Origin of the sequence: Vibrio sp. 10N.222.54.A3 (assembly GCF_041474095.1) — a bacterium.
GTDB lineage: Bacteria > Pseudomonadota > Gammaproteobacteria > Enterobacterales > Vibrionaceae > Vibrio > Vibrio crassostreae_C.
On sequence record NZ_JBFRTN010000017.1, the window covers coordinates 96,043 to 117,643 of the forward strand.

Sequence of the window (21,601 nt, forward strand, 5' to 3'; positions counted from 1 at the left end):
CCTTATAATCGCTATCTCATTAAGTAGGACGTGACTGTGGTAAAACCAAACATAATAAAAACCAGTGAAAACCCACTTCAGACCATCGAAGTTGAAGTGTTTGATGAATATGGCGAAAAGCTAACGAAACAAATTGCGTGCGAGCGCCCTCTTACCGTTATGTTGAACTGGAAAGAGATCGTAACTCTAATGACATTGGGTTCACGCCCGGAAGCATTAGTCTTGGGTTATTTGAAAAACCAAAGCTTCCTTTCTGATCCAGAAGCCGTTGAATCAATCATCATCGACTGGGAAACCAGCTCAGCAGCGGTTATCACCAAAGAAGATACGAGCCAACTTGAGCAAGCGCTTAAGAAGAAGACAGTTACCTCTGGCTGTGGCCAAGGTACCATGTATGGCAACGTGATGAAGCAATTGGAAGATTACCAAGTGCCTCAAACCAAGATTAAGCAATCTGAAATCTATACGGCTCTAGAAGCGCTGACTCATTATAACGACACCTACAAGAAAGCGGGTGCGGTTCATGGCTGTGCTGTTTGCAAAGACGATCAGGTGTTGTCGTTTGTGGAAGATGTAGGCCGTCACAATGCGGTTGATACCCTAGCGGGTGAGATGTGGCTTAACAAAGAAGATGGCGGAGATAAGATCTTCTACACCACAGGCCGCCTAACCTCTGAAATGGTGATTAAGGTAGCGCAGATGGGAATCCCTGTTCTACTGTCACGCTCTGGCGTTACACAAATGGGCTTAGATTTAGCGCAGAAGTTCGGCATCACTACGATTGCTCGCGCTAAAGGTTTACGCTTCCAAGTGTTCACGGGTGCAGACAAGATTGACTTTGATGTGAAAGGTGAATAATCAGCAGTCGGAAAAAAGCGTAGGTTTGATTGGTGATTCACTAACCGCTTCTAATTGTAAAGTTCTGATGTAAATAGTTAGTGACCCATCAAGGATAAATACATAGAAACTTAGCTAGATACAAAAACGCCGTCATGCTTTTTAGTATGACGGCGTTTTTAATTTTCAATTTATAGCTTAATTTCCAACGCATAGAGTTGAAAACTAAGGCTAACTTAAAGCTTAGCCGCGTGCTTTCAAGAACTCAGCGTAAGTACCGCGGAAATCGTTGATCTTGCCATCTTTGATTTCAAGGATACGAGTTGCAAGCGAGTCTACGAATACACGGTCGTGAGATACGAAGAACAATGTGCCTTTGTAGTTCTCAAGAGCCAAGTTAAGCGCTTCGATAGATTCCATATCCATGTGGTTTGTTGGCTCATCCATTAGCAGGATGTTTGGTTTATGCATCATGATCTTACCAAGAAGCATACGACCTTGCTCACCACCAGAGATAACCTTTACAGATTTCTTAATGTCGTCTTGACCAAATAGCATACGACCTAGGAAGCCACGAACAACTTGCTCGTCTTCGCCTTCTTGGCGCCATTGGCTCATCCAATCAAACAAGTTCATGTCTGTCTCGAAATCGTGTGCGTGATCTTGAGCGTAGTAACCGATGTTTGAGTTTTCAGACCACTTGTACTCACCTGTGCGAGGCTCAAGAGCGCCAGCTAGTGTGTTAAGTAGTGTTGTTTTACCCACACCGTTCTCACCGATGATAGCAACACGCTCACCTACTTCGAAAATACCGTCGAACTTGTTGTATAGGTCTTCTTCAAAACCTTGAGATAGGTTTTCAACCACAAGTGCGTTACGGAATAGCTCTTTAGACTGTTCGAAACGGATGAATGGGTTTTGACGGCTAGACGCTTTAACTTCGTCTAGTTGGATCTTATCGATCTGCTTAGCACGTGACGTTGCTTGCTTCGCTTTAGATGCGTTAGCAGAGAAACGAGATACGAACGTTTGAAGTTCAGCAATTTGTGCTTTCTTCTTAGCGTTGTCAGACAGTAGACGCTCACGAGCTTGAGTCGCAGCCGTCATGTACTCATCGTAGTTACCTGGGAATAGACGAAGTTCGCCGTAATCAAGGTCAGCCATGTGTGTACAAACAGAGTTTAGGAAGTGACGGTCGTGCGAAATGATGATCATTGTGCAGTTACGTTGGTTTAGCGTGTCTTCCAACCACTTGATGGTGTCCATGTCCAGGTTGTTCGTTGGTTCGTCAAGAAGCATGATATGCGGGTCTGCAAACAGTACTTGAGACAATAGAACACGAAGTTTCCAACCCGGTGCTACTTCGCTCATCAGACCGAAGTGCATTGATTCTTCAATACCTACCGCTAGAAGAAGCTCACCAGCTTTAGCTTCTGCCATGTAACCGTCCATTTCAGCGAACTGAACTTCAAGGTCAGCCACTTTCATGCCGTCTTCTTCGCTCATTTCTGGCAAAGAGTAAATGCGGTCACGCTCTTGCTTAATAGCCCAAAGCTCTTTGTGACCCATGATAACCGTGTCGATTACCGTGAATTCTTCGTAAGCAAACTGGTCTTGGTTTAGCTTAGCAACGCGCTCGTTTGGATCGTAGCTTACGTTACCAGCACTTGGCTCAAGTTCACCAGATAGGATCTTCATGAACGTCGATTTACCACAGCCATTCGCGCCGATTAAACCGTAGCGGTTGCCTTCGCCGAACTTAACTGAAATATTTTCGAAAAGTGGCTTAGCGCCGAATTGTTGGGTGATATTTGCTGTGGAGATCAATGCCATTACCTTTTTAATGTGAAAAACGCCGCAACGTTACTTGTTCAGGGCTTTAACTGCAAGTATTGATTGCAATTACTGGCCATTAAGTGAGTGATAACCTAGCCAAATCATAGTTTGAACTGACTCACATTTTTGGTTTTCTATTTATCGCCGTAAAACCGTCGATTTTAAGGAAAAACAAAATATCGAACAGCGCACCATAATGGGCGGTATATAACGTCCCAAATCATGCCAACCATTGAATATATCGTATGCTGATTGGTCACAGTAAAAGCCAACCCGATCAACGCAACAGAAGACATAATAAAGATGCTCAAATACTAGCCTAATCCCTGACAATTTCATGACAAAATCGCTCGAAACAGGAATAAAGTACTCACCCCCGACACGGGGTTGGATTTCACAAAGTCAGATTATCTAACTATAGTAATCCTAACCTCATAATTCTAAGAGACTTTTATGCGTTCACTATCGCGCTTCTTAATCCTCACTTTGGCCATTCTCTCTTGGCCTAGTCATGCCAACTTGGAATATGACTTACAATCTCAGCCGCAGGTATCCGATTCTGCTGTTGATCTCGATGATCGAATTGATTCGTTACCCGACCCCCTCTTTATGGAACCGTCGGACAGACGCCAAGTCAATATATTGCTCGCTGAAGTGCTACAAGTTCAAAAGCAGGAAATCAAAACCTTCGAGCAACAGATAAAAGCCTACAGAGCGAACAACGACGCCGATCAATGGTTTGCCGTTCAAACCAGTTACGTCACTTTGAATAGCTTGAATGTGAGCAAGCAACACCTGTTAGAGCAGACGAATTCCGCTAATAAAGAGCGCCTAACGGGTTTTGGCCCCTACGGTGTAACTCAATTTAAGCAAGAGTGGGAATTAACCAAGCTCAACATTGAGTATCTTGTTTACTTCCAAATTCGTAGCTTTAAAGCGCTCGTTAAAGACATCTTTATTTCGCCAGTGCCTGTGATTGGTGCATCGTTAAAAGTGTTGTTTATCTATTTTGGTTTAGCGTGGTGGCTTGCCAATAGCACTCGTTTGATTGAGTTGTTCAGAATTAATTTTCTTGAAGCGAAAACGAACCCTCCATTTTTAGTACGTGTGATCTGGTACATCAGCCGCGCTGATCGTGCGATTGCTTGGTTAATTGCGATTACGCTTTCTCTAAGAGTGCTCTCCAGCATCCCTAGCCTGCAACACCTGATTTTCCTTGAGATCTTCACTTGGTGGATTCTAGGTGGTTCGATTGCTATCAGCTTTATTTTGGAATTTGCGTATCGTTTGGGCCGCACATCCAATCAAGAAGTGATTGCGCTGCGCCTATCGACCATTCGCCGTTATGTTTGGAGCTTCATTGTTGCGGGTGTGACTTTGCAAATATCGAGTATCACGCTAGGCAAAGGCACTATCTATAGCTGGATCTTCAGCGCCCTATTTTTCTGGTTTGTACTGGTTACCATTTCAGTGCTTAGATTATGGCGTGCGAAAGTCTTCGATACGCTGCAACACATCTCTGATCGTCCGGTATGGGTGAACTGGGCAGCAAACCGCAAGGATACCTTCTTACTTAATATATTGGCGACGGCCATTGGCATCGTATGGTTGAGTGTTTACAACTTCCAACACCGCATCATGGCCTTACTGTCTAATTACACACTGTTTAGCCAAGCTTTGGCGTACCTGTTTAGAATTGAAGTGGCTAAGCAGTCTGACCTTGACAAGAATCAGCAAAACTTGGTTCGAATCAAAGGCGATCAAACCTATGAATACATTCTTCCGGGTAATATCGACAGCACGCTGATTGATTACGCCGGTGATGAGGTTAAGCAACTGTCTCGCTACTTGATGTCAGACAGCCCTGCTATCTGTATTGTTTCAGGTGAACGTGGTGTGGGCGCAACAACGCTGCTTTATACCCTGCTGCACAAAGTCTCTAACGCTGAACCTGTCTACGTAAGTTGCCCTTACGCTGGTTATCAAGAGCTGTTAGCGCATCTAGCGGTGAGCATCGGCTTGGAAGAGAAAGCGACTGAGATTCAGATCTTGGCTCACCTTCGTAAAAGCAAGACCACGTACTTGATTGCGATCGATAATGCACAACGTCTAGTTAAGCCAATGGTTGGCGGCTTGTCTGATCTGATACGTTTAACCAATCTACTGCGTCGTTCTAAAAAGAACCACCGTGTCGTGATATCGATCGCCAAATCAAGCTGGCGGTTTGTCGATCGAGCGCGTGGCGAACGTTTGCTGTTTGACTTGGTGTGTTTCCTTCCGCGTTGGACAGAGAAACAAGTCGGTGAGCTTCTAAATAGCCGTATTAATACGGAGCTTGAGAAGCCGTTATCGTTTGATGGTTTGGTGGTGCCTAAACAGTGGGACCAAGATGACATGAGCGAGGAAGATCGCGCACGCCAAGGCTTCTACCGAATCTTGTGGCATTACTCTGATGGTAACCCTACCGTTGCGTTGCGCTTCTTCCGACTCTCATTGAATCGAAACAAAGATACCGATCAAGCCGTGGTGCGCTTGTTCCATGTACCAGAAGCACAAGAACTAGAAAACATGCCAAAACCTATGCTGGCTGTGCTTCGTTCTATCGTGCAGTTGGAAATCGCGTCTCCGGAAGTCTTGTCTGATTGTACGCAGCTAAGCACGGCTGAGATAACCGGCATTCTGCGTTACTTTGAAAGCCGTGGTTATATTGGTTGGCATGAAGAAAAGGCTCGAATTTCCGAGCACTGGTTCCGCCACATTACTAACGTTCTCGACCGTCAACATCTACTGGTGAAGTAAAATGAAGAAGTTATTTATCCTACTATTTGTTGGCTTGGCAAGTGCTGTCAGTTTCCCGATCTTTGCGACGGAAGAGTTAGCCAATGTAGAAAACATCTCAAAGATAGCGAGTCTAGTGCGATGGAGCGGCGTGTTCTTCTCCATGATCGTTATTGCTGCGATGTGGTTACTGCTTAAGTTTATCAACTCGATGGTGACCAGTTTTGGTAGCCAATTCGTGCAATACCGAATGCTGCTACAGAAACTGCAGTCGTTTACTCAGTTCTTTATCTATGTGAGCACAGGTCTTATCGTGTTCATGATGAGCTTTAGAATCAACGACCAAATACTGGCTTTGATTGGTGGTACCCTCGCCGTGTCAGTCGGCTTTGCGCTTAAAGATTTGGCAGCTTCATTCATCGCGGGCATCACGGTAATGATTGATAGGCCCTTTCAAGTTGGTGACCGCGTCACGTTCGAAGGCAACTACGGTGATATCATTACCATTGGTTTGCGTTCAGTGCGAATGAGAACCCTGAACGATGACATCATTACCATTCCGAACAACAAGTTCTTAAATGAAGTGACCACCAGTGGTAACTACGGTGCGTTGGACATGCAGGTGGTGATTCCGTTTTACGTTGGTATGGATGAAGACATCACCCTAGCCCGCGATCTGATTCAAGAAGCGGCGTCTTCAAGTCGTTATATCCACTTGCCGAAACCTGTAACGGTTTTGGTTAAACAGACGATTACCGATAACTACCTAGCAATACAGCTAACTTGTAAGGCTTACGTTGTGGATACTGCGTATGAGAAGCTGTTTGAAACCGACATTACTTTGCGTGTGATGAAAGAGTTTAAGAAGCACAACATCAACCCACCGAAAATTTCAGTAGCGGCGCATTAGGCTTGATGCTTTAGACGTTTGTTGCTTATAGCAAATGACTAGCCATAAATAAAAACACCTCCGAACTTATCGCAAGTGCGGAGGTGTTTTTTATGAGCTTTTTATCTTTAAGCTAATAGTCCTATTGATGCTAAACCTTAAAGTATTTCAATTGCTCAGTAAGGTGTTCTGTAGTGTTCGCCATTTTCTGACTGTCTTCTGCGAGCGATTGTGAGGCTTGGAGTACCTCATTTGCAGCGAGATGAATCCCAGTAACACTTTCACTCATTTCAGTGGCTACCGTGCTTTGCTGCTCCGAGGCTGCGGCAATTTGTGCCACCATGTCATTGGCGTTATGCAGTTCATTCACAATCACATCGAGTTGTTGACGGGTTTCGTTAGACGCGACAACACTGTGATCAACCTTCTCGTTACTGCTTTGCATTGCCTTAAAGGTCCCTTCTGCTTGTTGAGTCAGTTTCTCAATCGTGGATTGCACTTCGTTAGTTGAATTTTGAGTGCGGCTAGCAAGATTTCGAACTTCATCAGCAACCACTGCGAATCCTCTGCCTTGCTCTCCTGCACGTGCCGCTTCTATTGCTGCGTTGAGCGCTAACAAGTTCGTTTGTTCTGATACATCACGAATCACACCAACGACTTGGCTTATTTCAGTCACGCCTGATTGCAGATCTCTGACTAAGTTATTCGCGTTACTTAATTTCATAGCTGACTGACTTTATTATTTGTTTTGATTATGTATTTTCGGTCAAGGTATCAAAATTTCGTACAGTTCAGATGATATGCACTTTGTTACATAACCAAAAAGAGGTGCTCGTCAAACCGAAAGAGGTTGAGATTTGGTTTGCGATAGATTAGTAGTGCAGAATTTTCGTGCTTGGGCTAAAACGTTCGTGTAATAGCCCAAGCGCGTTAGAAATATTATCAGATGATAATATCAGTGAATGAGTTCTTAGAACTTATAGGTTTGATACAAGCAATTGAGGTGTCGCTTTCTGTTGAAGATAGATACTAAAGCAACTTCCCTTACCTACCTCAGATTCAACTCGGATCTCGCCGCCAGTTTGGCTCAAGATACTCTGAGATACTGACAACCCTAAGCCCGTGCCATCTCGTTTGGTGGTATAGAAAGGCGAGAAGATACGTTTCAGTTGTTCTTCCTTAATACCGCAGCCTTCATCTTGAACATGAACGATAGCGCCATGAGACACACCATTTTCAACCCAGTCTTCACTCGAAATGGTTAACGTGCCCTGACCGTCCATTGCATGAATAGCGTTCATTTGTAGGTTAACCAGAATCTGCAGTAATTGGTTTCGGTTCACTTCGACTGAAGTTTTAGCGTTCAGCTGTGATACGTACACAATGCCTTTCTTCTTCGCGCCTGTTTTTACGAGCGTAATACTTTCATCGACAATTGGATTGATATGTTGCCACGTAATTTCGTCTTGTACGCCGCCGTGACGGCTGTATTGAAGCAGGCTTCGTGTGATATTTCGAATTCGGTCAATTTGCTCCATGATCGCGTGGACTTCTTCGTCTACACGACTCACTTCATCGCCCAGTTCAAACTTCATCAATTCAACGTTGCCAAGAATCACGGCGGTTGGGTTATTGATCTCATGAGCAATACCCGCCGTTAATTCACCTAACGCGGCCAGCTTTTCATTGACCACCAGCTTATCTCTGGCTTGATTGAGCAGTTTGATGTGCAGTTCAAGTTCTTCGGTTTTCTCTTTCAAACTCGCGGTACGAGAATGCACTTTGCACTCAAGTTCAGACGCCGCTTGTTGAATCTCTTGATTACGCTCGTGCAGTAGATCCAACATCTTATCGAACTGTTTAGCGAGCAGTGTCAGTTCGTGTTGATCATCCAAACCTAGCGTACCAATTCGCTTGTCTTGCCCCATCTGGACTAGTTTAACGACCTTATGAATGCGTTCAATTGGATTGAAAAGATCACGCGCGCCACGGTGAACGATCAAACCGGATGCCAACAACAGCAACACAATGGTAATGCTAATTTCGCCAAGGTTGGTCAAGTAGGTTTCTATCAACGGCCAAATCAAATAACCGGTGTAAAGCATACCAATCACATTATTAAACTGGTCATGGATTGGTTGGTAAGCTGTGATGTACCAAGCATCGTAAACATACGCTCGATCTAGCCACTCTTTACCTTCATTCAAGACTTTCGAGTGAACCTCGTGAGAAACACGTGTACCAATGGCGCGCCCTACACTGTCTTCACTGCTCAAAGGCACGTTGGTGCTAACACGAAGATCATCAAGGAAAACCGTGACCGTTCCTATATGACGATTAAAACCTTCTCGTTGTGGATAGATAAGGTTACTGATTTGGTCAACAAGTTGAGTACTGTTATTCAGTAAGATCCCACCATCCAGAAAACCAATCACATGATCATGTTCATCTTTGATGGATACAACGGTTCGGCTTACCAATCCGCGAGTCTCGACCTCTTGCCCGTTGAGCATCGGAACTTCCGCTTTTTTAGCGAGGTCACGATCGAGATAATTGAGTTCATTACGGCTTAAGACACTGAAAAATGAAGGCTTGTGAGTTAAGTTTAGATATTCGAGTTTCTTTTCCATGCTCTCGACACTGCGCCAGCGCAGAAAATCGAGCTCATAGCGAGATTTGTTCTCAGACACCCAGCGAGTTAGCTCTTCGTGTGAAAGATCACTCGCGAGTTTGGTTCGAAAGTTATAAGACTCGGCGAACGCACGAACGTTGTATGCTTGCTGATTTTGGATCAGGTGAATACTGTTATCGGCAACATCCAAGCGTTCATCAACATCAATCAGAGCGCCCTGCCACGTGTAATGTATTGACCAATACAGTGTGATAGCCACAAGCGCGCACAAGGTCAGAATGATCGGAGCTGATGTTAGGAATAATAATCGGTAGCGAACCATGGTTTTGAATCGGAACGCCCACTTTGACCACCAACGACGTCTAATCGGCATATTCAGAGCCTTCTGTGTTCCAATCTTTGTACTTACGCTCTAGCGTTTTACGTGCGACGCCAAGATCTCTTGCAGCTGCCGATTTATTGCCATCATGAAAACTAACCAGCTGTTCTATATGAGATTTTTCTACTTCTTTGAGTGTCCAAGTGTTTGGATAACCCTCGGCAGCGTCTGCATTATTCAAGTTTGGCATTTCCGCACCATGTGACACCGTCACTGAAATGCTAGCAGGAACAGGATCACCATTAATCTCGCGCCAATAGTGTGCTGGTGGCTTGTCTAAAAGAATGCATCGTTCGACTAAGTTTTTAAGTTCACGAATATTTCCCGGCCATTCGTATTCGTTCAACGCCAAGATGTCTTCATGTGCCCAATTTGGAACTGGCATGCCAAGCTCGCTCGATAAAAGACGAGTAAAGTATGGAACAAGTTCAATCAGGTCTGACGGGCGCTCTCTCAATGGCACCACATCAATCTTAAGTACATTGAGTCGGTAGAACAGATCGCGGCGGAAGTGCCCTTTATCGACCTCTTCTTGAAGATTTCGGTTGGTCGCCGCCACCACTCGTACGTCAACGGAAATTTCCTTCTCGCTACCGACTGGACGAATGGTTCTTTGCTCTAACACGCGTAACAATGCAGCTTGCATTGGCAGTGGCATTTCACCAATTTCATCAAGGAACAAGGTGCCACCACTTGCGACTCGGAAAAGACCTTCACGGTTTTTCTTCGCACCAGTAAATGCGCCTGATGTATGTCCAAACAGTTCACTTTCTAGAAGCTCTGGAGCAATCGCACCACAGTTGATTGGCACAAATGGACCTGTGCGTTTACTGGCTTCATGTACACCACGAGCAACCAGCTCTTTGCCGGTACCCGACTCACCTTCTATCAAGACGGACGCTCGAGACGGTGCAAATTGACTGATCAGCAATTTAAGTTGTTTGGTCTTGTCTGAATTGCCAATCAGTTCAGTCTTGATATGACGACTCACATCACGCTTCAACGCGTACTGCATTCTTTGGTCGAGTCGCTTATCCATACAACGCAGAACCGCTTGTATCATCTGTTCGAGGTTGAATGGCTTAAGAATAAAATCTGAAGCACCAAGCTTAAGCGCAGATATCGTCATCTCTAAATCAGCATAACCTGTCATGAAAATCACATCGGCACGTTTGTCGTTGTCGTTAAACGCCTCTTCCCACTCAATACCAGACCGACCTGGCAGATTGATATCAAGAACAATGAGATCAAAATGCTCGCTCGAACGCAGTATTTCGGCTTCTTCAACCGACCCCGCACTCGATACCTTGCCAAAGAACTTACCCAGTGCTTTCTTTAAAATAGCCTGCATACCCATTTCATCATCCACAACCAAGACGGAAAACGCTTGATATTGAGTCAATGTGTTCGGGTTGAGGTTGGGTGCAGATGAACTAGGTAAAGACATAATGATTAGCCGGTGGGGAAAGTTGGGACAGAGTGTACCAATTAACCTTTTGTGCAACAGGGACAATGTGCGACATTTTGTCCTAGCTCATGTTTTGATTCATTTTAGAGGGCTAAATGACGCAGTTTTGTCCGAAATAACAGCAATTTAATGAGATCTGATGCATGATTTATTGGCATTAAGATTGCTTATAAGGTGTAGATTTCTAATTACAACAATTAGCGTCTTATGCACATGCCCTTTTTTGAGCCCTTTAAAACTGAAGGCATGTCATTCATTTATAACAGAATGGACATAATAATAATGAAAGCAATTCCCCTAACTATTGCAGCTCTATCTATCGTCAGTTATACGGCTAGCAGCGCGGAAGACACCATCCATATCAAATTGGCAACAACCACAAGTACCTATCACTCTGGTCTACTTGACTACTTATTACCTGAGTTCGAAAAAGATTCTGGTATCAAAGTTGATGTTCTAGCGGCGGGTACAGGTAAATCACTTCGTATGGGTGAGAATGGCGATGTAGACCTAGTGATGACTCACGCACCAAAGGCTGAAGCGAATTTCGTTGAACAAGGTTACGGGGTTCTACCTCGCAAGCTGATGTACAACGACTTTGTCATTGTTGGTCCTCAAAGCGATCCGGCGAAGATTGAATCTCAAAAAGCAGTGACTGATGTGTTCAAAGCAATCGCGAACAATAACGTGACCTTCGTTTCTCGTGGTGACGATTCTGGTACTCATAAGAAAGAGATGGGTATTTGGGCACAAACTAAAATGGAACCAAACTTCGGTGGTTATCGCAGTGTTGGTCAAGGCATGGGCCCTACTCTGAACATGGCGTCAGAGATGCAAGGCTACACCATGACAGACCGTGGTACTTGGTTGGCTTACCAAAACAAATTGGATCTTAAAATCCTTTTCCAAGGTGACAAGAACCTGTTTAACCCTTACCAAGTGATTCTTGTTAATCCAGAACGCTACCCGAGCATTAACTACCAAGCAGCGAAAGTATTCAGTGATTGGCTGGTTAACCCTAAAGGTCAGAAACTGATTAACGACTTTAAACTGCACGGTAAACAGCTGTTTGTTGCGAGCGCAGAATAGTTTGTTGCGAGCGCATAACAGTTGATTGTAAGCAATGAGTCGTTGGTTGTAAGTAAAGCGTAGCGTTGAAGGTGTAGTCAAAACCAACAAGCACTACACTTAGCTAAACAGTTAACGAAGCACTCTTAAAAACAATAGCTGACCAATTCAAGCTCAAATAGTTTGTGTCAGCTATGATTAACATCAGTCATTACCGATAAAGACCCATTATCGATTCACACGAGATACTTCATGACCCTATGGCAAACAACGATTGATGCAATGAACCTACTAGTGAGTTTTGACCACGAATTGTGGAAAATCGTCGCGGTATCTTTCAGCGTATCTTTGTCCGCCATCTCATTAGTGATTGTTCCTGCAATCCTTATGGCTTTCTTATTGGCTTATACCGAGTTCCCCGGGAAATGGGCTCTGCTTTCAGTGATCAACACCCTGCAAGCGATCCCTACTGTGGTTATCGGTTTGTTGATGTACATGATGCTTTCTCGCTCTGGCCCGTTAGGTGATTGGCAATTGCTGTTCACCCAAAAGGCGATGATTCTAGGTCAAATGGTGATCTGTTTCCCTATCCTAGTTGCGATGATGCATGGCGCTCTGCAGGCCAGTGACCGCCGTGCGGTAGAAACAGCGCGCACACTTGGCGTATCAACAACACGCGTGGCGTGTACCTTGATTTGGGAAACGCGTTTTCCTCTGTTGGCTGCAACCATTGCTGCCTTCTCTCGTATCGTGACAGAGGTAGGTTGTTCAATGATGGTAGGTGGCAACATTATGGGGATGACAAGAAACATCCCAACAGCTATTGCCATGGAAAGCCACAAAGGCGCATTTGCTCAAGGCGTCGCCCTCGGTATGGTGTTATTAGCATTGGCATTAGCCCTTAACTTTTTCCTTTCCAGTGTGAGAGGAAAAGGCTATTTAAGAACTTAGGAACGCTGTCATGAGTATAAAAATAACAACGCAGCAAATTTCAATGCGCTACAAAGAGCGTGTTTTGTTCCATATTCCCGAATTGTCGATCGGCCCCAACGATGCCATTTATCTCAAAGGAGATAATGGTGTGGGTAAAACGACCCTACTTAAAATATTGTCTGGATTGATTCAGCCCAGCTCTGGCCGCATTCAGTCTCCGACACAAAGCTGGCAGCAGATCTTATTCCCTAGGCTCAAGTTCAAAGACATTATCTACCTGCATCAAACCCCCTATCTTTTTGATGGTTCGGTGTACCAAAATGTCGCTTATGGCATTCGCTTTAACAAAGAGAGCCAAAAAGATAAGCGAGCTCAAATAATTAATGCATTGAGAATGGTAGGTTTAGAAACCTTGGCAGATGAACACATTTCTGTGTTGTCTGGTGGTGAGCGTCAACGCGTTGCAATGGCACGAGCCTGGATTCTTAAGCCGTCAATCTTGCTTATGGATGAACCAAGTGCCTCTTTAGACAAAGAATCTATTGAAAGATTGGTGATAATGGCCGAAGATCTTCTTCAAAGAGGCGCGAGTTTAGTCATCACTAGTCACCAAACTAACGCGTTAACCGACTTATGTAAGAAGCAATGGTGGATCAAAGACAATACTTTGACCGAATCGCCGCTTCTGCAAGTTATTCAGAAAGATAAAGCACAAGAGAATATTTATGCTGCTTCCAACGCAAACTAGTTGGGTTATTTTGGCTGGCGGACAGGCCAGCCGCATGGGCGGAAAAGATAAAGGACTTGTTGAGCTCAACGGTTCTCCGCTTATTCAATACGTTATAAACAAGCTGTCACAGCAAGATGTCAGCATCACTATCAATGCCAACCGTAACTTAGACAGTTACCAAGCATTTGCTCCGGTTGTTTCCGATTCCTTCCCTGACTATCCAGGTCCATTGGGCGGCATTCATGCTGGCCTTAAAAACGCGAGTACAGACTGGGTCGGCTTTGTCCCTTGCGACAGCCCACAAATCAGTGACGACCTTGTTGAGCGTTTTTGTTCTGCAGTTAAAGAAGACAGCGACATTCTTGTCGCGCATGATGGCGAATTTAAGCAACCTGTATTCACCCTATTCCACAAACGTGTTCTACCAAAGTTAGAAGCGTTTTTGGAACGTGGTGATCGTAAAATCATCTTGCTATACAAAGAGTGTGTTACCGAATACGTTGATTTCAGCGATTCTCCTAACTGCTTTGTTAATCTCAACACGCCAGAAGAACTCACCCAATTCGGAACGCTTCAATAATGAAAGATTCTAAACAACGCCCTAATCTTCCTTTATTGGGCTTTGCTGCTTATAGCGGTACAGGCAAAACGACCGTACTTGAAGCCCTGCTTCCTCTGTTGACTGATGCGGGTTTAAAAGTTGGCGTGTTAAAACATGCTCACCACGATTTTGATGTCGATAAGCCGGGTAAAGACAGTTACCGCTTACGTAAAGCGGGCGCGAACCAAATGTTGATTGCTTCTCGTAATCGTCACGTGATGATGACAGAAACACCAGAAGCCGAAGCAGATTTTTATTACCTACTGACTCGATTTGATACCAACACGCTTGATCTGATTTTGGTTGAAGGCTGTAAGAACATCGCCTTCCCTAAAATTGAACTGCACCGAGATGAAGTGGGCAAACCTTGGTTATATCCAAACGATAACAACATTATTGCTATCGCGGCAGACAGCCAAGTTGAATCAGAGCTGCCACAAATGGCGATCAGCGACTTAGAAGCGATTCGTGATTTCATCATCGATTACGCGCAGTCCTTTGACCTTGTCTCTACAACAGGCAGAGCCGTGTCATGCTCACCTTCAAAAGACGCAGCGCCAGCTGTTTGTTGTGATTCGTTCTCTCCTGCAGGTTTAACCGTTACTCAAGGCCAACAAAAGATTGTTGATAGCATTGACGCACTCGATCTCACAGAGAGTGTTGAATTACTGCAAGGCTACGGCCGCGTGCTGGCTGAAGATGTGATTTCGCCAATCAACGTTCCTCAGAATACCAACTCTGCAATGGACGGTTATGCAATTCGTAGTGAAGATCTAGAATTGGACAGTTACAACATCGTTGCTGAAGTCATGGCGGGTCACAGCTACGAGCAAATCGTGCAACAAGGTGAAGCCGTTAAAATCATGACCGGCGCACCAATGCCAGAAGGCGTTGATGTTGTCGTGATGCGTGAACAAGCCGTCCAAGATGGCGATAAAGTTAGCTTCCCTGATGCTAAAATCTCGGTTGGACAAAATGTCCGTATGGCAGGTGAAGATTTAGAAATCGGCCAACCTGTCTTTACACGTGGCACACGCATTGAAGCGCCAGAAATGGGCATGATGGCGTCGTTAGGTTTTGGTACCTGCCCTGTTCTGCGTAAAGTGAAAGTGGGTGTGTTCTCTACGGGTGATGAAGTTCAAGCGCCGGGTCACGAGCAAAAACCAAACTCTATCTATGACTCAAATCGTTTTACTATTATCGGCATGCTTCAAAAGCTCGGCTGTGACATCGTCGATTACGGCATCATTGAAGATGATGAGCAGAAGATGATGGATGTGCTGCATTCTGCGTCGCTTGAAACCGATATGGTTTTGACTTCTGGTGGTGTGTCTGTTGGTGATGCGGATTACATCAAGCTTGCGTTGGATAAGCTCGGTCAAATCAACTTCTGGCGTATCAACATGCGTCCAGGTCGCCCACTGGCTTACGGTAAAATTGAAAACAAACCGTTCTTTGGTTTGCCGGGTAACCCAGTTGCAGTAATGGTGTCGTTCATTAACTTTGTTGAGCCTGCGATCCGCAAGCTTCAAGGTCAAACGAACTGGACGCCAGTGAAAGCAAATGCTGTAGCAACTGAACAACTGCGCTCACGCCAAGGCCGTACTGAATTTAGCCGTGGTGTGTTCTCGATGAATGAATCTGGCGTGCTTGAAGTGAAAACAACGGGCAAGCAAGGTTCAGGTATTCTGCGTTCAATGAGTGAAGCGAACTGCTTAATCGAAATATCTCCAGCAGTTGATACTGTGAAAGTTGGCGAGACAGTGACGATCATTCCTCTGCAAGGTCGCGTTTGATTCAAAGCTCAAACACTTAAATTGACTTAGCTGCTTTTTAATTGATTTAGAAGCTTTTAAGTGATTTGGAAGATCTTCGCCAAGACATAGACGAAGCCCCTTCTATCGAGCTTTCGATGTTAAGGGGCTTTTTGTTCTTTTCGTTTCGAGAAAAACAACCTGTTCGTTTCCTAAAAGACAAATAGCTTAAATTACGCTAAACGTTTAGAACGATAATCTTAAGATTTCTTACCATTACCTTGAGCCACGTACGGTTTTTATGTAGAGTGCGCGCAAAGTAATAATTCTATTGGAGAGCACCATGGCTCGTACCATTCTGTACACTTACAAAGACGAAGACAAAGAGTTACTGTTTTCAAAACAAGAACACCGCACGATCCAAGAAGCTGTTGCTGCAGCTGAAGGCATCGATATCTCTGAGTATCTAAAAACTGAGCAACAGCTTGAGTTTATTTCTGATACTAAAGCGGTTCGTAACTACCAAGACAACTACTTCCGCAAGCTTGGCTTTACTAAGCTTACGTTGAAGCAAAAAGACAATCTTGGTGTTGGTAAAAAGAAGAAGTAAGCCCTCTTGGCTCTTTTCTTGATATGTCGTTTCTAGCTTTTCGTTTGTAGTTAACAGCTAACAGCTAAAGAAACGAAAGCACCGAACAATAAAAAATGCCGCAACCTCTTTCGAGATTGCGGCATTTTTATTTGTACTTTTTAACTATCTAACCTTAGCTAGCTTAACTTAAGTCACGATTACTTAATGTTAAGGAATGCAGCACCACGAACGCCGCCTGAATCACCATGCTTCGCTTTGATGATCTTTGGACATTTCGCTACAGACAGTAGGTATTTAGGGATACGCTTTGGCATCTCTTCGTAGATAAGTTCGAAGTTTGAAAGACCGCCACCCAATGCAACTACGTGTGGATCAAGACCGGTAAACAGGTTCGCGAAACAGATAGCCAATAGCTCCATGAAACGATCAACGTGCTCAGCCGCTTTTGCTTCACCTTCGTTGTACGCTTGAATGATCTCGATTGCTTTCTTCTTCTCGCCGAAGTAGTGCTCGTAAATCAATTCAAAGCCACGACCTGATAGGTAGCTGTCTAGACAACCTTTCTTGCCACAACCACAACCGAGTAACGGTGCGTTGTCGCCAAGGTGGAACCAAGCATCAATAGGAAGACGCATATGGCCCAGTTCACCAGCAACGTGGTTACGACCAGAGAACACTTTGCCTTCGTAAACTAACCCGCCACCAAAACCAGTACCTAGAATTAGGCCTGCTACTGATGGTTCGTCTTTAAGCTCGTCATCCCACGCTTCTGAAAGCGCAAAGCAATTCGCATCATTTTCAATTTTCACACTACGACCAATAAGTGCTTCTAGGTCTTTACGTAGTGGTTTCCCCGTTGAAGCTGGCACGTTAACAACCAGCATTGTGCCGTCGTCAGCATCTTCCATACCAGGAAGACCAAGACCAATTTTACCTTCGCAAGAAAATTCACTGTCGTACTTCTTCACCAAACCGGCAATCGTATCAAGTAGCAGTTGATAATCTTCAGTAGGCGTTGGTACGCGTTCTGTTGCTACTCGCTCAAGTTTTTCATTGAACGCACCAAATTCAATTTTTGTGCCGCCAACATCGAAGCCGTAATACATGAAATCTCTCCAATTTTTCCCTAAATTCGGGCAAATAAATTTTTCAAATTAAACATCTAGGACGCATTATCCATAACACTCCCCCTACAAACCGTGATGGATAACAAACTTATCTCGTGTTCGAATCTGTTTGAACAACAAGTCAGCACAAAGCGGTTAAAGGTTAGAGTGACGTCTCATTTTTAGTGTGCTCTATGAAAGCGTTCAGGCTTGGTTTGGTTGGATCGGACTTATAACGCGTCTTACTTAGCATGTAGCTTTCACGAAATGTCTCAAACCACAGCTGTAAAGTCTTTGCGCCCTGCTCTTCACCAGCCTGTTTCAAAACCAAGCTCGCTACTTCTGCAGTCGAGAGATGTTGTTCGTTGTCTGACTTACGCATCATGTATTGCGAAACCGATTCTGGTTCGATCGACAACACCGGTAAGTCTTGCAGATACTCTGAACGACGGAAAATACGTCGTGCTTCACGCCAACTACCATCAATAAAGATCAGCAGCAACGTCTTGTTCGAATCTCGCATTTCAGCAAGATCTGCAACCACACGCGATTTGTCATCGGTATAATCTTCAGGAAAGACCACGACTGGCTGATATTTATCGTCTTTCAGCACATCAAGCATCTCTTGATTCGGTTCAGTGCGGTGCCAAAGGTAGGCATAGCTGTCTTTAACGGTATCAAGGATTAAACGGCCGGTATTACTTGGTTTGAGTATTTCGTTGTCCGATAAGATCAACATGGTCGCGACGTTCGTATTTACGTCTGGTTGATGTTCACAGATACAGCTGTCTTGTTTGATTTTACAGAACTGACATCGAACCACTTTACACCCGCGCGCGTTAAACGGCTTGGTAGAAAGAGACAAACGGTGTTGATATAAACGGTGAAAAGCGTGGATTCTCATGGACAATAACGATAAATCTAGAAAAGTGGCACGATTGTACTTACAGTGTCCCTAGAATGATAGAAGGAATTCCCATGCAAGACCCATCACTGCTTCGCCTTGTTTGTTTTATTGTCGTTTTCGGACTGTGTGCGCTTTGGGAATACCGTTTTCCACGTAAAGCACTGACTCAAAGCAAATGGTTTCGCTGGGGAAACAACTTTGCGTTAGTCGCTTTGAACAGCTTTCTATTGGCCACTATAATTCCTATCGCAGCATTTCAAGCGGCGGTTATCGCACAAGAAAACCAATGGGGTCTGTTCAATACCCTGTCACTTCCGAAAGAATTGACCATTCTGATCTGTGTATTGCTCTTGGATTGTGCCATTTACCTACAGCACTTGGTGTTTCACCGTGTTCCTTGGTTGTGGAAGCTACATCGAGTTCACCATGCGGATCTAGATATCGATGTCACAACCGGAACGCGCTTTCACCCTATTGAGATGATTCTTTCAATGCTCATCAAGATGAGTTTGGTGATCGCACTTGGTGTGCCTGTCATTGCTGTCGTGATCTTTGAAATTGTTCTTAATGCGAGCGCGATGTTTAACCATAGCAATGCACGTCTTCCGCTATGGTTCGATAAACGATTGAGAAAAGTGATTGTGACACCAGACATGCACCGCGTTCATCACTCGGTCATTGTTAAGGAAACGCACTCAAACTTTGGCTTCTTTTTATCAGTGTGGGACATCTGGTTTAAGACTTACCGCGCCCAACCCAAGCTTGGTCATGACAAGGTGCATATTGGTGTTCCCGAGATTCAAGATGGTAAAGAGCAACGGCTAGATTTAATGTTACGCCAACCATTCGCTTCCTTCCCTCATTCGAAAGACAAGACCTAACGCCTCAAGAAAATAATAAAAAATGGCGCAAACTCATAAGAGATTGCACCATTTTTATATGCGTAGCTTCTCACCTTTCAGCGGCAATTCCCACTTCCGGACGACGTTTACACACTTACTTCAATACGTACTTATGAAGCATAGCTTGTTGGCGCCCTGCTATCTCTCCGACTTGCTCTGAACTCTCGATCATAGATTCAAGTTGCAGCTTAGTATTTTCGCCCTGCTCAGACACGCGAGTGATAGAATGCGTTACATCGACAGTTGCACGAGCTTGTTCTTCGGTAGCCACCATGATTTGCTCAACACGCCCTTTGATCTGGCTAACCGCAAATTCGATTTTCTCGAAGGCTTGTCTTACATCGCCACTGGTTTGCAGTGCATTGGCCATCTCACTTCTCGATTCCGTTACAGAAGCACGTGAGCGATCGGCTGCCGCGACTAGTTCGTTCATCATGCTACGAATATTGGTGGTTTGCTGGGATGTGCCGCTCGCCAATTTACGCACTTCGTCTGCAACTACCGCAAAACCTCGACCTTGTTCACCTGCTCGCGCCGCTTCTATCGCAGCGTTCAGTGCCAATAAGTTGGTGTTTTCAGCGATACCACTGATCATGTCGACCATTTCACGAATCTGTTTCACTCGACCATCCAAGTCAGCCATCGACTCTTCACTCATGCTAAGAGAGTGCTCAAGCGCTTGTAATCGTTGTTGGTTAAGGCCAACCACTTGGCTGCCATTCACTGACTCATCTTCTGCTATTTGAGCATCGTCGTTCGATGCGTTAGAGATACGAGCAATCTCACCAATCGATGCTTCCAGCTCCGTAATGGTGGTGATCATATTCTGAAGTGATTCGTTCTGCTCGTTCAAGCTCGAATTGGTTTGCTCTGCAGCGTCGTGGCTTACTTCTGCCGTTTGATAAAGCGTCTCACAGTTGCGCGTTACTAAACGAACCGAATCTGCGGTTGAATCAACGACCGTATTGAGTTTTGAAGTGATAACTTGAAGCTCTAGCGGCCCAAGCAATTCACTCTGTTTAGAGAAGTCATGATCTGCAAGTGAACTCAACTGTTGAGTAATGTTTTTTAGCCCTTTATTCATCCAACGGCGTAACACGAACCATGAAATCACAATGATTACGGCAATAACCAGCCCGCTGATAAACAACACACGATCAATATTGGTGATGGTTTGATTTACAACCAGTTCGCTTTCATCAATCAGATGGGAAGCGGTAGAAGACAACTGATTCAATGTGCTTATGACTGTATTCGCGAGGGTGATAACTTGCGTTAAGTTCTGCTCTTGCTGCTGAACAAGTTCGAGTTTCAAGAGGATTTGTTTGATTACGCCTTCTTCGGTAAAGCCTTCTTTCACCATCTCGTAAGGCGCCGTCAAGCTCGCGAACTCAGCGATATCTGGGTGCCAATCGGCAAAGTCGCTGTAAGCCAAGTTAAGGCCTGCGATTCGGTTTCTCAATTGACGGTATTCGTCTTGTGCTTTATCAATGTCAGATTGCATCATCAGCATCAAGAAGGTGTTCGCCATAGCAGACGCGCTGGATGTAAATCGGTTCGCTGCATCGCTCGCTTCTGGGTTGTCTTCAACCAAGAATGAGCTGATTCGATTCATTTCTGGTCCGATAGATCCAACGCCATAACGGAACTCGCCCATTTTACTGTCGATCAGATTTTGCTTACTTTGAATCTCAATCTGCGCCAGCAGTACCGTGTTGGTCATAGCTTGCAGTTGCGCCATGTCATCGACAAGGATTTGTTGTTGCTCTAAAGAGATCGCATCAGGAAAAGATTGGGAAATAAAAAGAAGTTCCTCTAGCGTGGTATTGCTCTCTGTCGCGAGTTGGTCAATTGAGCCCCTTGTGGCATTCAGTGTATCTAAGTCGGTTGATTGGGTGCTGTAAGTGAGAAGTTTTACTTGTTCTAATACGCTTTGCGTTAATTCGGCGTTATGTAGAGCAAGGGGTAATGCTTGTTCCGAGAGTGCATCAAAATGTCCCCCGACCCGTTCAACGCCCCGAATGCTAACCATTGATAAAAAAGTAACAAGTAAAAGAATGGAAATAAATACAGCAGTGACGGTTTGAATGAGCGAGAATGTATAACGTGAGGGTTTTATTGATAAATTTGTGTCGGGCATGTGAAATCCAGTTTGACTACGAAAAGAGATATCCTTAAGTTAGGTCGTA

The 21,601-nt window shown here is 44.7% G+C and carries 16 protein-coding genes and 1 pseudogene; 10 read left to right on the forward strand and 7 right to left on the reverse strand.

The window, feature by feature from the left end; translation table 11 throughout:
- Positions 1-36: 36 nt before the first annotated feature.
- The gene (locus AB4507_RS05085; RefSeq protein ID WP_372103347.1) at positions 37-858 is read left to right on the forward strand and encodes a formate dehydrogenase accessory sulfurtransferase FdhD; all 822 of its coding nucleotides are present in this window, start codon (positions 37-39) and stop codon (positions 856-858) included.
- Positions 859-1,080: 222 nt separating this feature from the next.
- Here the strand turns inward: AB4507_RS05085 and AB4507_RS05090 are convergent, their stop codons facing one another.
- Positions 1,081-2,664, reverse strand: a complete 1,584-nt coding sequence (locus AB4507_RS05090; protein ID WP_009846736.1) for an ABC-F family ATPase — start codon at positions 2,662-2,664, stop codon at positions 1,081-1,083.
- 462 nt (positions 2,665-3,126) lie between these two features.
- Between AB4507_RS05090 and AB4507_RS05095 the strand changes: the two genes are divergently transcribed.
- A complete protein-coding gene (locus AB4507_RS05095; RefSeq protein WP_372182330.1) occupies positions 3,127-5,472 on the forward strand; it encodes an ATP-binding protein in 2,346 nt (781 codons plus the stop codon).
- A 1-nt stretch (position 5,473) separates the two neighbouring features.
- Complete coding sequence (locus AB4507_RS05100) at positions 5,474-6,361, forward strand: mechanosensitive ion channel family protein (protein WP_017059614.1); 888 nt, start codon at positions 5,474-5,476, stop codon at positions 6,359-6,361.
- 130 nt (positions 6,362-6,491) lie between these two features.
- Here the strand turns inward: AB4507_RS05100 and AB4507_RS05105 are convergent.
- The 3 genes and pseudogenes from AB4507_RS05105 to AB4507_RS05115 form a co-directional block, all read right to left on the reverse strand.
- Positions 6,492-7,055, reverse strand: a pseudogene (locus AB4507_RS05105) (methyl-accepting chemotaxis protein); the annotation flags it as partial.
- Between the two features lie 262 nt (positions 7,056-7,317).
- The gene (locus AB4507_RS05110) at positions 7,318-9,345 is read right to left on the reverse strand and encodes a cache domain-containing protein (RefSeq protein ID WP_017059613.1); all 2,028 of its coding nucleotides are present in this window, start codon (positions 9,343-9,345) and stop codon (positions 7,318-7,320) included.
- A complete protein-coding gene (locus AB4507_RS05115; RefSeq protein ID WP_102393729.1) occupies positions 9,335-10,798 on the reverse strand; it encodes a sigma-54 dependent transcriptional regulator in 1,464 nt (487 codons plus the stop codon). Before AB4507_RS05115 ends, AB4507_RS05110 begins: the two co-directional genes overlap by 11 nt.
- A 303-nt stretch (positions 10,799-11,101) precedes the next feature.
- On the opposite strand from AB4507_RS05115, the gene AB4507_RS05120 reads away from it, so the two are divergent.
- From AB4507_RS05120 to AB4507_RS05145, 6 genes are all read left to right on the forward strand, one after another.
- A complete protein-coding gene (locus AB4507_RS05120) occupies positions 11,102-11,908 on the forward strand; it encodes a substrate-binding domain-containing protein (protein WP_102393728.1) in 807 nt (268 codons plus the stop codon).
- Positions 11,909-12,139: 231 nt separating this feature from the next.
- Complete coding sequence (locus AB4507_RS05125) at positions 12,140-12,838, forward strand: ABC transporter permease (RefSeq protein WP_017067174.1); 699 nt, start codon at positions 12,140-12,142, stop codon at positions 12,836-12,838.
- Positions 12,839-12,848: 10 nt separating this feature from the next.
- Positions 12,849-13,568 (forward strand): energy-coupling factor ABC transporter ATP-binding protein, encoded by a 720-nt coding sequence (locus AB4507_RS05130; RefSeq protein WP_004733775.1) that lies wholly within the window; start codon positions 12,849-12,851, stop codon positions 13,566-13,568.
- Positions 13,546-14,130: a molybdenum cofactor guanylyltransferase MobA gene (mobA, locus tag AB4507_RS05135; RefSeq protein WP_004733776.1), complete on the forward strand. Its 585-nt coding sequence runs from the start codon at positions 13,546-13,548 to the stop codon at positions 14,128-14,130. Before AB4507_RS05130 ends, mobA begins: the two co-directional genes overlap by 23 nt.
- A complete protein-coding gene (locus tag AB4507_RS05140; protein WP_372136964.1) occupies positions 14,130-15,947 on the forward strand; it encodes a bifunctional molybdopterin-guanine dinucleotide biosynthesis adaptor protein MobB/molybdopterin molybdotransferase MoeA in 1,818 nt (605 codons plus the stop codon). The genes mobA and AB4507_RS05140 overlap by 1 nt, the downstream gene beginning before the upstream one ends.
- 301 nt (positions 15,948-16,248) lie before the next feature.
- Complete coding sequence (locus tag AB4507_RS05145) at positions 16,249-16,515, forward strand: DUF2960 family protein (protein WP_102393726.1); 267 nt, start codon at positions 16,249-16,251, stop codon at positions 16,513-16,515.
- A gap of 179 nt (positions 16,516-16,694) precedes the next feature.
- Here the strand turns inward: AB4507_RS05145 and nagK are convergent, their stop codons facing one another.
- Together nagK and AB4507_RS05155 are read right to left on the reverse strand one after the other, a co-directional pair.
- On the reverse strand, positions 16,695-17,603 hold the full coding sequence (nagK, locus tag AB4507_RS05150; RefSeq protein ID WP_017068179.1) for an N-acetylglucosamine kinase: 909 nt from the start codon (positions 17,601-17,603) through the stop codon (positions 16,695-16,697).
- A gap of 163 nt (positions 17,604-17,766) precedes the next feature.
- Positions 17,767-18,513: a tRNA-uridine aminocarboxypropyltransferase gene (locus AB4507_RS05155; protein ID WP_080582212.1), complete on the reverse strand. Its 747-nt coding sequence runs from the start codon at positions 18,511-18,513 to the stop codon at positions 17,767-17,769.
- A gap of 68 nt (positions 18,514-18,581) precedes the next feature.
- Between AB4507_RS05155 and AB4507_RS05160 the strand changes: the two genes are divergently transcribed.
- A complete protein-coding gene (locus tag AB4507_RS05160; protein WP_372182331.1) occupies positions 18,582-19,391 on the forward strand; it encodes a sterol desaturase family protein in 810 nt (269 codons plus the stop codon).
- 115 nt (positions 19,392-19,506) lie between these two features.
- On the opposite strand, the gene AB4507_RS05165 is transcribed toward AB4507_RS05160, so the two are convergent.
- A complete protein-coding gene (locus tag AB4507_RS05165) occupies positions 19,507-21,552 on the reverse strand; it encodes a methyl-accepting chemotaxis protein (RefSeq protein WP_372182332.1) in 2,046 nt (681 codons plus the stop codon).
- Positions 21,553-21,601 lie beyond the last annotated feature (49 nt).